Origin of the sequence: Plantibacter lichenum (genome assembly GCF_050587525.1) — a bacterium.
In the GTDB taxonomy this organism is placed as follows: Bacteria; Actinomycetota; Actinomycetes; order Actinomycetales; family Microbacteriaceae; genus Plantibacter.
On record NZ_JBOBFT010000005.1, the window covers coordinates 167,433 to 179,101 of the forward strand.

Annotated in this window: 11 protein-coding genes; 6 read left to right on the forward strand and 5 right to left on the reverse strand. The window is 68.9% G+C overall.

Annotated elements, in window-relative coordinates; translation table 11 throughout:
* Positions 1-51 precede the first annotated feature (51 nt).
* From ACQ3HB_RS08955 to ACQ3HB_RS08965, 3 genes are all read left to right on the forward strand, one after another.
* On the forward strand, positions 52-618 hold the full coding sequence (locus ACQ3HB_RS08955) for a TetR/AcrR family transcriptional regulator (RefSeq protein ID WP_430919617.1): 567 nt from the start codon (positions 52-54) through the stop codon (positions 616-618).
* 18 nt (positions 619-636) lie between these two features.
* Positions 637-1,749: a diacylglycerol/lipid kinase family protein gene (locus tag ACQ3HB_RS08960; RefSeq protein ID WP_430919618.1), complete on the forward strand. Its 1,113-nt coding sequence runs from the start codon at positions 637-639 to the stop codon at positions 1,747-1,749.
* A 138-nt stretch (positions 1,750-1,887) separates the two neighbouring features.
* Positions 1,888-2,154: a hypothetical protein gene (locus ACQ3HB_RS08965; protein ID WP_430919619.1), complete on the forward strand. Its 267-nt coding sequence runs from the start codon at positions 1,888-1,890 to the stop codon at positions 2,152-2,154.
* 117 nt (positions 2,155-2,271) lie between these two features.
* On the opposite strand, the gene ACQ3HB_RS08970 is transcribed toward ACQ3HB_RS08965, so the two are convergent.
* Genes ACQ3HB_RS08970 through ACQ3HB_RS08980 form a run of 3 tightly spaced genes read right to left on the reverse strand, consistent with a single transcriptional unit; the run spans position 2,272 to position 5,497 of the window.
* On the reverse strand, positions 2,272-3,936 hold the full coding sequence (locus ACQ3HB_RS08970) for an FAD-binding oxidoreductase (protein WP_430919620.1): 1,665 nt from the start codon (positions 3,934-3,936) through the stop codon (positions 2,272-2,274).
* A complete protein-coding gene (locus tag ACQ3HB_RS08975; protein WP_430919621.1) occupies positions 3,933-4,697 on the reverse strand; it encodes a lysophospholipid acyltransferase family protein in 765 nt (254 codons plus the stop codon). The genes ACQ3HB_RS08970 and ACQ3HB_RS08975 overlap by 4 nt, the downstream gene beginning before the upstream one ends.
* Positions 4,694-5,497, reverse strand: a complete 804-nt coding sequence (locus ACQ3HB_RS08980; protein ID WP_430919622.1) for an SDR family NAD(P)-dependent oxidoreductase — start codon at positions 5,495-5,497, stop codon at positions 4,694-4,696. The genes ACQ3HB_RS08975 and ACQ3HB_RS08980 overlap by 4 nt, the downstream gene beginning before the upstream one ends.
* Positions 5,498-5,572: 75 nt before the next feature.
* On the opposite strand from ACQ3HB_RS08980, the gene ACQ3HB_RS08985 reads away from it, so the two are divergent.
* Genes ACQ3HB_RS08985 through ACQ3HB_RS08995 form a run of 3 tightly spaced genes read left to right on the forward strand, consistent with a single transcriptional unit; the run spans position 5,573 to position 9,940 of the window.
* A complete protein-coding gene (locus ACQ3HB_RS08985) occupies positions 5,573-6,679 on the forward strand; it encodes a hypothetical protein (RefSeq protein ID WP_430919623.1) in 1,107 nt (368 codons plus the stop codon).
* Positions 6,676-9,156 carry an SDR family oxidoreductase gene (locus ACQ3HB_RS08990; protein WP_430919624.1) on the forward strand — a complete coding sequence of 827 codons (2,481 nt, stop codon included), beginning with the start codon at positions 6,676-6,678 and terminating at the stop codon, positions 9,154-9,156. Before ACQ3HB_RS08985 ends, ACQ3HB_RS08990 begins: the two co-directional genes overlap by 4 nt.
* On the forward strand, positions 9,146-9,940 hold the full coding sequence (locus ACQ3HB_RS08995) for a ferritin family protein (RefSeq protein WP_430919626.1): 795 nt from the start codon (positions 9,146-9,148) through the stop codon (positions 9,938-9,940). The genes ACQ3HB_RS08990 and ACQ3HB_RS08995 overlap by 11 nt, the downstream gene beginning before the upstream one ends.
* 150 nt (positions 9,941-10,090) lie before the next feature.
* Here the strand turns inward: ACQ3HB_RS08995 and ACQ3HB_RS09000 are convergent, their stop codons facing one another.
* Together ACQ3HB_RS09000 and ACQ3HB_RS09005 are read right to left on the reverse strand one after the other, a co-directional pair.
* The gene (locus ACQ3HB_RS09000) at positions 10,091-11,026 is read right to left on the reverse strand and encodes a 4-(cytidine 5'-diphospho)-2-C-methyl-D-erythritol kinase (RefSeq protein WP_430919627.1); all 936 of its coding nucleotides are present in this window, start codon (positions 11,024-11,026) and stop codon (positions 10,091-10,093) included.
* Between the two features lie 42 nt (positions 11,027-11,068).
* Complete coding sequence (locus tag ACQ3HB_RS09005) at positions 11,069-11,620, reverse strand: hypothetical protein (RefSeq protein ID WP_430919628.1); 552 nt, start codon at positions 11,618-11,620, stop codon at positions 11,069-11,071.
* Positions 11,621-11,669 lie beyond the last annotated feature (49 nt).

The window sequence follows — 11,669 nt, forward strand, 5'->3', positions numbered from 1 at the left end:
AGCGCTTTATCCGGTCGGCCCGGTTCGACACGAGGTGAGGAGGGCGTGCGCATGACGGAGTCACGACGAGCGACCCGCTCGCAGGTGATGAGCGATCGCATCCTCGACGCTGCCCTCGACCTCATGCGCACTCGCGGTTCCGTCGCCGTCAACATCGAAGCCGTCGCCGAGACGACGGGCGTCGCCAAGACCACGATCTACCGTCGCTACCGCAACCGCTCCGAGCTCCTCCAGGCCGCGGTGGGTCGCGCGATGGCGACCTCCGTCGAGATCCCCGACGACCTCTCCACCTACGACACCTTCCGATGGCTCCTCGGCGAAGCCCGCATGATGATCGAGGACGTCGTCGGTCGAGGCACGATCGCGTCGATCCTGCTGCAGGACGACCCCGAGTTCTCCGGACTCCTCCGCGGCCTCACCCGCGACCGCGCCCGGACGCTCTCCGTGCTCATCGAGGACCGGATCGGCACGGGAGACCTCAAGGACGATCTCGATCCCGTCCTCGTCACGACGCTGCTCCTCGGAGCCGTCCTCGGCCAATTGGTCCGTGGAGCGGACATGGACGACGACTGGGCCGACCAGGTGCTCTCGGTGCTGTGGCCGGCACTCGCGGCGTGAGCGGTGCAGGATGGGTGCATGAGCAGCACGAGTGACGCTCCGGCACACCGACCGGATCGGTCCGTCCGTCCGGACCGCCCCGAACCCGGCGTCGCTCGACCTCGCGCCGCCGTCCTCTACAACCCGGCTCGGGTCGCCATCGCCAAGCTCCGTCGCGCCGTCGAGCGCACCGAGGCGGACGCTGGCTGGGCGCCGAGCCTGTGGATCCCCACCGCACTCGACCGCACGGGTGACGAACTCGTCACCGAGGCCGTCGCGGCCGGCGTGGAATTGATCATCGCAGCGGGCGGCGACGGCACGGTCCGGGCGGTGGGATCGGCGATGCGGGGCAGGCCGGAGGCGTTCGCCGTGGTCCCGGCCGGCACCGCGAACCTCCTCGCCAGGAACGCGGGCATCCCGCTCGGCGACCTCCCCGCCGCCGTGCAGGCGGCGTTCACGGGCAACGACCATCCGATCGACCTCGGGCTCCTCGAGTACCGCACGATCGATGACCGACCCGGTGAGACGCCGTTCCTCGTGATGACGGGGTTCGGCGTCGACGCGGACATGGTGACGCTGACCGATCCCGTCCTCAAACGTCGGATCGGCTGGGTCGCCTACGTCGGCCCCATCGTGCGCGGGCTCCTCCGTCGAGACCGTCCTCGTGTCGTCTACACGTTGAACGGCGAGCGCGAACAGGCCGCGCTGCTCCACTCGCTCTTCGTCGGCAACTGCGGGACCCTGACGGCGGGCTTCCGCGTGCTGCCGGACGCGCTCATCGACGACGGGCTGCTCGACGTGCTGATGGTCCGCTCGCTCGATCACGTCGACGGTCCGCGGGTCACCCGTTGGTTGCACCGGTTCAACAACCCGGTCGCGCGCATGCGGCGACCCTCCCGCGGTCCCGCTGCGCCCAGAGAGGTCATCGTGCCGTCGGGTCCGTCGACCGTGAACACGGATTCCTTCCGGTATGCGACGGCGACGAGCCTCGAACTGCGGATCACCCCGGAGGCGACGTTGCAGGCCGACGGCGATGAGATCGGCAAGGTCGTCTGGGCGAGGATGACGATCGATCCGGGGGCGCTCCGGTTGCGCCTCCCGGCGTCGCTCCCCCGCCCGGTGCGCCTCTTCCGTGCCGCCGAGTACCGCTGACCCTCGTCGATAGCTCCACCCTTCGACAAGCTCAGGGGCCGGAACCCGGTCACTGAGCCTGCCGAACTGTACTCCCATATCACACATCGAATTTGTTATGGTGTGACGTGCAAGACCATCGATCGAAGGAGTTCCGCGGTGACCGACGACGTCCAGCTCCCTCCGGGATGGGGTGTCGGTCAGACAGCGTTGACCGCTGTGTGGTTCCTGCTCCTCCTGTGGGCGATCGTCACGGTGATGCTTCGTTGGAGACACGCGCCGCAGGGACTCTGGCTCGCGCTCGTCCTGCTGATTCCGATGGTCGGCCCGCTCGTCTGGCTCGTGCACTTCTACACGTCACCACCTGGGCCCACCACTCCTGCAGACGACACGAACACCGATCAACACCTGCGCCGAGAGCGATGAACCCCACCCTTCGACAGGCTCAGGGACCGGAGCCCTTCGACGGGCTCAGGGACCGGCCCACTCAGGGACCGACGGGCTCAGGGACCGGTGCCCGGTCACTGAGCCTGTCGAAGTGCCTCAGCGCGCGAGGATCTTCCCCGGGTTGAAGTGCTCGCCAGGATCGGCGCTCGTGAAGAGGCCGCGCATGAGCGCGACACCCTCCTCGGACAGGTCCTGTTCCATCCACGGCGCGTGCTCGACGCCCACGGCGTGGTGGTGCGAGAGCGTCGCACCGTGGTCGATGAACGCCTGCTGCACGGCCGACTTCACCTGCTGGTACTCGCCCAGCGGGTCGTCGCCGGTCACGAACGCGAACGTGAAGTACAGGCACGCGCCCGAGTGGTACGAGTGCGAGAGATGGCACATGATCCAGCCGTGCACGCCGAGCTCGTCGTACACGCGGTTCGCCGCGGCGATCGTCTCGTCGTAGACCTCCTGGAGCCGCGACCACGGTGCGGCCGTCTCCGAGACGTCCGCGGCAGCACCCCGATCCAGCAGGAAGTCGCGGATGTAGGGCGTGTCGAACTTCTTCTGGTCGTACAGGGCGCCCGGACCCTTGCCGACGCCGATGCCGCCGTGCTTGCGGATGATCGAACCGACGAGGTGCTTCTCGTACCGCACGTGCGATGCGGAGCCCTCGTAGCCGATGAACGACAGGCACAGCTCGTCGAGGTTCCAGCCCCGCGCCGTCAGCACACGCATGAGCGCATTCGTCCCGGCCGCGGTGATGCCGGTGCTCGCCTTGCGCGTCGCGAAGGAGAAACCGCTCTCGCGGGCGTCGGAGATGCGGGTGATCGACGGGCTGGCATCACTCTCGGCGATCTCCCGCATCGCCGCCATCCCGGCCTTCCACGTGGGGAAGAAGTATCCGAGGACCTCACGGACGGCGGGCACGCGGTGCACCTGCACCACGACCTCGGTGATGACGCCGAGCCGTCCCTCACTGCCGACGATCATCTCGCGGACGCTCGGACCGGTCGAAGCGCTCGGCACGGGGCGGAGGTCGACGATGCCGCCCGGGCGCACGAGACGCAGCCCACGGACGATGTCGGCGATGTCACCGTACTTGTCGGACTGCATGCCGGAGGACCGCGTCGCCACCCAACCGCCGAGGGTCGAGTGCGTGAAGCTGTCCGGGAAGTGCCCCATCGTCCAGCCGCGCTCCGCGAGCTGCTTCTCGATGTCGGGACCCTGTGCACCGGCCTGGATGCGAGCCAGCCCTGACTCCTCATCGATGTCGAGCACGCGCGCGAGCCGGCCCGTGTCGAGGGAGATGATCGTCCGTTCCTCCTGCGGCTGCGGTTCGAGGCTGCCGGAGATGTTCGTGCCACCGCCGAAGGGGATGATGACGGCGTTCGCGGCGACGGCGGCGTCGACGATGAGCTGCACCTCGTGCTCATCGGCCGGGTACAGGACGACGTCCGGGGTGCGTGGAAGGTGGTTCGCGCGGATGCGGAGCAGGTCGCGGATGCTCTTGCCGTACGTGTGGACGACGCGGTCGTGATCGTCGGTGGACACGTGGCCCTGCCCGATGAGCGTGGAGAACTCCGCGAGGAACTCCGGAGTGGCTCGCGAAGGCGGCACGGTGAGCTCATCGAAGCTGATGGGTGACTCGGGAGCGACGCTCAGATCGAGTCCGACGGCCTTCTTGACGAAGGGGGCGAAGTCCGGCTTGTTGCCGTACGTGAACGCCACGCCCTCGACTCCCCAGCCCCACCACTTCATGTGCTGCACTGTGCTCATCCGGTTTCCTCTCGTCGGGTGCCGCGCAGATCGTCCTGCTGCGGATGGTCCTCGGTCGTCTGCGCCCGCTGGGACCGAGCATCCCACATGACGGGCGGCTTCGGCTCGATCGATGCGCGGAGTGCGATGACCTGCGCCACGATCCGCTCGGTCAGTTGGACGGGGGTCTCCCCCGGTCGGGGACGCATCGGTTCGCCGAAGACGACGTCGACGCGCGGGCGCCCGGGGATCGGCCAGTTGCGGCCCTTCGGCATCGCCTCGTGTGAGCCGACGACGACGACGGGAACGCACGGGATCTGCTGCGAGGAGGCGAGCGCTGCGGCCCCCGGTTTGAACGTGCCGAGCCGGCCGGTGCTCGACCGACCGCCCTCGGGGAAGAGGAGGAGCGGGACGCCGCTCGTGAGGAGTTCCTTCGACATGCCGGATCGTCGCCGGTCACCGCTGCGGTCCACGGGGTAGGCGTTGAAGAAGAGGGCCGCGAACCAGCGCCGCCAGGGGACGTCGAAGAAGTAGTCGGCGGCGACCCCTGCCGCGAGATACCTGGACAGGCGCCGCGGGAGGGCTCCGACGACGAGCGGCGCGTCGAGGTGCGAGCTGTGATTTGCGACGACGATGAAGGTCCCCTCCACCGCTTGCAGATGATCGCGGCCGTGGACGGTGACGCGGGTGAGCGACCAGACGAGCGGTTTCAGCAGGAGCCGCTGCGCGACGAACCGTGCGCACGCGTGCGCGGTCGACGTGAATCTGGCCTCGGTCGTCATCCGATCCGCCCCGCTCCGGTCGCTGATGCCACAGGCTTCCGACGACTCGAGGACAGACGGCCTGACACCTCGCGGATGAGCGAGCGCGGCGCATGACGGGCGAGCCAGATGAGCGTCTGGAAGCGGTGGCTGGGGATCGAGACGACGACGCCTCGACCCGCGTCGCGTAGGCCGTCCTGCGCCAGTCGGTCCGCGTCGATCCAGAGGGCCGAGGGGATCGAGGAGGTGCTGATGCCCGCGCGTTCGTGGAATTCGGTGTGCACCCACCCCGGGCAGACGGCGGTGACGCGGACGCCGGTGCCCGCGAGTTCGACCGAGAGGCCCTCGCTGTAGGTCGTGACGAAGGCTTTGAGGGCCGAGTACATGCCCATCGTGATGAAGCCGGCGGTGCTCGAGACGTTGATGATCGTGCCGCGGCCACGCTCCCGCATCGTTCGCGCCGCCGCCCCCGAGAGCACGTAGACGGCACGCCCCATCACCTCGAAGGCCCGGTCGAACTCGCTCGTGTCCTCGTCGAGGAGACGGGCGTGCATGCCGAAGCCCGCGTTGTTCACGAGCACGTCGATGGGACGGCCCGCGTCGGACAGACGATCGGCCACGGTCGCCACCTGCTCGCGATCGGCGAGGTCGGCTCCAAGTATCTCGACGGAGCGGCCGGTCTTGCGCAGCTCAGCCGCCGACTGCTCCAGACGGTCCACGTCCCGCGCGACGAGCACGAGGTCGTAGCCCCGTCCGGCGAGCGCTCGTGCGAAAGCGGCGCCGATGCCGGAGGTCCCGCCCGTGATGAGAGCTGTTGCCATGGAGTCAGAATACGCTACGCGTTGCGTATCGTTGCAAGCTAGAGTGGCGATATCGTCACGAATTGGGAAGGCGCGATGGTGGAACGCGAAGTACCGAACACGGGATCGAACGATCCGAACACGGGACCAGTCGACGGGCAGGCGCGGGATTCCGGGGGAATGCGGGCACCGGCCGGCGCTGCCGCTTCAGCCCGCCCGCCGCGACCCGCTCACGACTTCGACGTCCGCGGCTACGCGCGCACCGCCGTCGGCAGTCGGCGCAGTCTGATCGATGCCGGGGCGTTCGACAGGAGGCCACTCGCGGACGACTCCGTGCGGCTGCTCCGCTACCTCGCGGACATCGAACGCGCCACGATGCAGTACCTCCGGGGCGTGCTCGTCACCCCCACGCACAAGGACGCCAGGGTCACCGCGTTCCTCGTGACGTGGGCGTACGAGAAGTACTGGATCGCCGACACGATCGACACGATCCTCGCGGCGGACGGGCAGGCGGTCGGCGAGACGGCCGCCCAACGTGGCATCTCCCACACCTGGCGTCGTCTGCGGGAGCGGGTCTCCCCCATCGGCCAGGCGTTCGTCGCCAACGCCATCGGCGAGGACGTCATCGCGTGGCACATGACGATCGGCACGGTCGACGAGGTCTTCACCCAGTCCGCGTACCGCGCGCTCCTCGTCCACGACACGCACCCCGTCCTCGCCGAGCACGTCGCCGGCATCCTCGAGACGAAGGGTCGGCACCTCGACTTCTTCGGGGCGCAGGCGAACGACCGGCTCGCGCACTCCCCCAGGGCGAGATCCATCACGAGACGCAACATCCGGAATGCGGCCTGGCCGACGGGATCCGCTGCCGCTGGCACGGCCGAGACGTCCTTCTTCGCCGGGCAGCTCTTCGCGGGCGGCGCGCCGTGGAGCGATCCGACCGTCGCGGCGATCGACGACCGCATCGATCGGATCCCGGGCCAGGGCGGGCTGCACCTCGCAGCCAGGCTCGCACGGAAAGCCGATCCGCACCGTGTGGTCCGGCGCCCGGTCGCTGAGCCCACCTCCCCGGTCGCTGAGCCCACCTCCCCGGTCGCTGAGCCAACCTCCCCGGTCGCTGAGCCCACCTCCCCGGTCGCTGAGCCAACCTCCCCGGTCGCTGAGCCTGTCGAAGCGCACGAACCAGAGCAGGAGCAACGATGACGACCGCGAACGACTCCCGTTCCCCCACGTCCGAGGCGTCCACCGCCACCCGCACCGCGTCGCCGCTCGACGGGGCCCACGTCCTCATCACGGGCGGCACGGGCTTCCTCGGACAGGCGATCCTCGAACGCATCCTCTCCGACCACCCCACGACCCGCGTCAGTCTGCTCGTGCGCCCCAAGGGCAACGTCGCCGGACGAGACCGCCTCGCCACCCTCTTCCGCAAGCCGGTCTTCCGCTCGTGGCGCGAACGGGTCGGCGAAGCCGCGGCCGCGAAGGCGATCGAGGAACGCGTACTCGTCGTCGAAGGCGGACTCGATCACATCGACCGCCTCCCCGATGACCTCGACATCGTCATCCACAGCGCGTCGACCGTGTCCTTCGACCCGCCGATCGACGAAGCATTCGCCACGAACGTCGGCGGCGCGAGGGTCCTGTACGACGCGCTCGCCCGCAGCGCCTCCACCCCGCACGTCGTGCACGTCTCGACGGCGTACGTCGGCGGCATGCGCAAGGGAATCCAACCGGAGCGCAGCCTCGACCACACGGCCGACTGGCGCGTGGAGTCGGAAGCCGCCAGGAGCGCTCGCACCCGCGTCGAGGAATCGTCCCGTCGCCCCGACGTGCTCCGAAAACTCATGACCGCCGCACGGCGCGAACACGGCAAGGCGGGACCGCAGGCCGTCTCGACGGCGACGGAGGCCGCCCGCAGCGAATGGGTCACCGCACGCCTCGTCGACCACGGCCGCACGCGCGCGGAGAGCCTCGGTTGGACCGACGTCTACACGCTCACCAAAGCCCTCGCCGAGCGGGTGGCCGAGGAGCAGTGGGCCGGGACCGGACACCGGCTGTCGTTCATCCGGCCGTCCATCATCGAGAGCGCGCTCGTCCATCCGTTCCCCGGCTGGATCGACGGCTTCAAAGTCGCCGATCCGCTCATCCTCGCCTACGGACGCGGCCAGCTCCCCGAATTCCCGGGGCTTCCCGACAGCGTGCTCGACGTCATCCCCGTCGATTTCGTCGTCAACGCCGTGCTCGCAGCGGCCGAGACGCCGCCGGAACCGTCCGCGCCGCGCTACTTCCACGTGTCCTCCGGCGCCAGCAACCCGCTGCCGTTCCACCGGATGTACAGCAACGTGCACAGTTACTTCACCGAGTCGCCCATCCCGGCGGAAGCGGGCGACATCGCCGTGCCGACCTGGAACTTCCCCGGCGGACGGGCGATCGAACGGTCGATCAAGCGCCGGCAGGCGGCGACGGCCGTGGCGGGCCGCGTGGTCTCGAAGCTCCCCTCCGGCAGCCGCACGCGCGCCTGGCAGGACCGCATCAGGAAGGCGAGCAGCGACCTCGGGTCGCTCCGCGAGTTCACCGGCCTCTACCGCGCGTACGTGCAGAGCGAGATCGTCTTCGACGACGCGCACACCCGGGCGCTGCATGCATCGCTCCCCACCCACCGTCAGGCTGAACGCGGCTTCGACGTGGGGACGATCGACTGGGACGACTACCTGCAGCGCATCCACTTCCCCGCGATCACGACGCTCACGCGCGCCTTCGCGAACCGGCAACGGCCGAGCGGATCGCAGCAGAAGATCCTTCCGGTCCGATCCGACGTCCTCGCCGTCTTCGACCTCGAAGGCACCGTGCTCGAATGGAACCTCATCGAGCAGTACCTGTGGCTGCGTCTCGCGGCGACGTCGCGGAGCCGACTCCCATTCGAACTCGGTTCCCTCGCCGTGTCCCTGCCGAGCTACATCGGCGCGGAGTTGCGGGACCGCGGCGAATTCATCCGCACGTTCATGCGGCGCTACGAAGGCGTCGACGTCGACCGGCTGCGAGAGATCGTCGCCGACGGATTCGGGCAGGCCGTCCGCGATCGGCTCCTGCCGGAAGCGCTCGAACAGATCACGGCTCACCGGGCCGCAGGGCATCGGACGATCCTCGTGACCGGGACCATCGACCTCATGGCGGCGCCGCTCGAACCCTACTTCGACGAGGTCGTCGCCGGCTCCATGCACGAGCAGAACGGCCGACTCACGGGATTCCTCGCCGCGCCGCCGCTCGTCGACGAGGCCCGCGGCGCCTGGCTGGCCCAGTACGCCGAACAGCACGGCATGGACCTCGCGCACTCCTACGGGTACGGTGACTCCCATGCGGACCACGCGTGGCTCAGGCTCCTCGGGAACCCGGTCGCCGTGAACCCGGACCACCGGTTGTACCAGCTCGCTGGAGCCAATCGGTGGACGATTCGCGAGTGGCACCGATCCGGAAGGGCCGACCGCTCCGAACCAGGATCGGTGACCACTGCGCCCTCGGGCCGGACCACCAGCACCACGAGCAACACCAGCACCACCAGCAGCAGGAGCGGCACGAGCAGCACCGACGGCACCGACGGCACCACCGACATCAACACTCCGACGAGAGGAGAGCGGGCGAACGGGGACGACGTCTCCGACCGCCCCACCGCGCATGGCGTTTGACATCGACCGGTACACCGAGACATCCGTCCAGGTCCACTGGGAGGACCTCGACTTCGAGGAGTTCCGCACCAACCCGTTGCCGGAGTCGACCCTCCGGAGCCTGCGGTACATGTGCGATATCGAGTACCACACGGTCTGCTACCTGCGCGACATGCTCATGACGCCGTCGCACGAGGACCGCGACGTCACGGCGTTCATGACGATGTGGAACCGCGAGGAGTTCTGGCACGGGGAAGCACTCGCCGCCGTCCTCGCAGCCCACGACATCACGGTCGACTTCGACCAGCTGAAGGCGACGCGCCTGAAGCTCGGCTGGAAGGACCACCTGGACCCCATCAAGCAGTCGGTCCTCGGCAACCTCGTCGGCAACGACTTCATCGCCGTGCACATGAGCTGGGGCGCCGCCAACGAGTGGTCGGCGACGGCGGCATACACGCGGCTCGCGGAGATGGAGCAGCACCCCGTCCTCGCCACACTCCTCCGCCGCATCGCGAAGCAGGAGACCAGGCACGTGGCGTTCTATGCGAGCCAGGCGCGGACGCGTCTCGATGCTTCGAAGGGCGCGAGGCGGCTGACGCGGTTCGCACTCAAGTCGTTCTGGGGCCCCGTCGGCTCCGGCGTGATGCCGGAGGAGGAGGTGACGCACGTGATGTCGCACCTCTTCAGCGGCGCCGACGGGCTCGCGGAAGTGCGTCGCATCGACGGACACATCGCGAAGCTCCCCGGCATGCAGGGCCTCACGATCATCGAGAAGGCCCTCGCCGCCCGGGGCATCGCCGCCTGACCCTCCTGCTTTCACAATTCAGGAGGTTTGGCACAATTCAGGACTGATGACCGGCGCGCCGAGCGCGATCGTCCTGAATTGTGCAGATCATCCTGAATTGTGAAAACCACGGGGTGGTTGGTTGGAGCGGGGAGAAGCCAGCGGCGCAGGCTAGGGCGTGATGATGCGCGCACCGTGCACAGGACCGTGCGCACGGATCGCCTGGACGCCCGAGGCGTTGAGCGCGATCTGCAGATCCAGCGCGTGATCAGTGTCCGCCGCGAGGAACGCGATCGTCGGACCGGAACCGGACACGAGGCCGGCGAGCGCACCCTCCACCTCACCGGTCTCGAGGACACGCGTGAGCTCAGGACGCAGGTGCAGAGCTGGCGCCTGCAGATCGTTGAACATCACGTCCGCGAGCAGTTGCGCATCCCCCGCGCGCAGCGCCTGGAGCACCGTGGCGTCCACGGTCGGCTGAGCACCGATCGGTGAGATGTCGAGGATGTGGCGCGTGCGATGCGCGTCGAGCTCGCTGTACACCGCGGGCGTCGACATCCCGAAGTCGGCGAGGGCGAGCACCCACTCGAAGCGCCCCTTCGCGAGCGCCGCGCTCAGCTGATCGCCTCGACCGGTGCCGACCGCGGTTCCGCCGAGGAGCGCGAACGGGACGTCTGCACCGAGGCGGGCGCCGAGCGCGAGGAGGTCGTCACGCGAGCGCTCCGTGCCCCACAGGGCATCGCACGCGAGGAGCGTCGCCGCAGCATCGGCCGAACCGCCGCCCATGCCACCGGCGACGGGCACGTGCTTCTCGATCTCGAGCCGCACGCCGCCCGTATAACCGGTGCGGCGTGCCAGGGCCTTCGCAGCGCGGATCGCGAGGTTCGTGGTGTCGGTGGGCACCCCGGACACGTCGACCGATCCCGTGAACGAGACACTGAAGTCATCGGCCGGGTACGCGTGCACGTCCTCGTACAGCGAGATCGCCTGGTACGCGGTCGCGACGTCGTGGTAGCCGTCGTCCATCACTTCGCCCACCTTGAGGAAGACGTTGATCTTCCCGGGCGCTCGAACGTGCACGTGGTCGGAGATGGCCTGGCTGGTCATGGTTCCAACTTATACGAGGCTCACACCCCGCTCGGACCGCGCTCAGAGCGTGATACGGTCCAGGATCTCCCGCAGGCGGTCCTTGGCGGCTTCGACGAGCTCGACGGCCTCGAGTTTCCGCCATTCGAAGGCCACGAGTGCACGTCCGTCCGGCTCGGCGTTGACGCGCACCCCGACTGCGGTGCCGTCCGCCTGCTTCCAGGTGGCCGACCAGAACGTCGTCTCGGTGTTCGTCCGGTCCGGTTCTGCCCCGAGTTCAGCGCCGGCCGCGGCGACGGCGGCATCGAATGCCTCCCGCTGATCCCCACCGACCCGTTTCGTCGCGGTCGTCGTGAATGTGCCGTCCGCCCGCTGGCCGGGCAGTCGTCGGCCGATCTCCTGCTCGTAGGCGACCGTGATGCCCTGCGTCCACCAGCCGGGCACGCCCTGCTCGGCAGAGAGCCAACCGGCGATGTCGGGATGTGGCATCGCACGCGCCCCCGCGGCTTCGAGGATCGCGAACCACTCCGACCAGTCCCTGCCGGTCGCCTCCCGGACGGCGTCGTCGCTCATGCGCCCGCGAGGTGCGCGGCTCACGCCGGACTGCTCGGTCATGATTCCTCCTCGATGCCGCGGGAACGGCTGCTCCTGCGGCACATGCTAC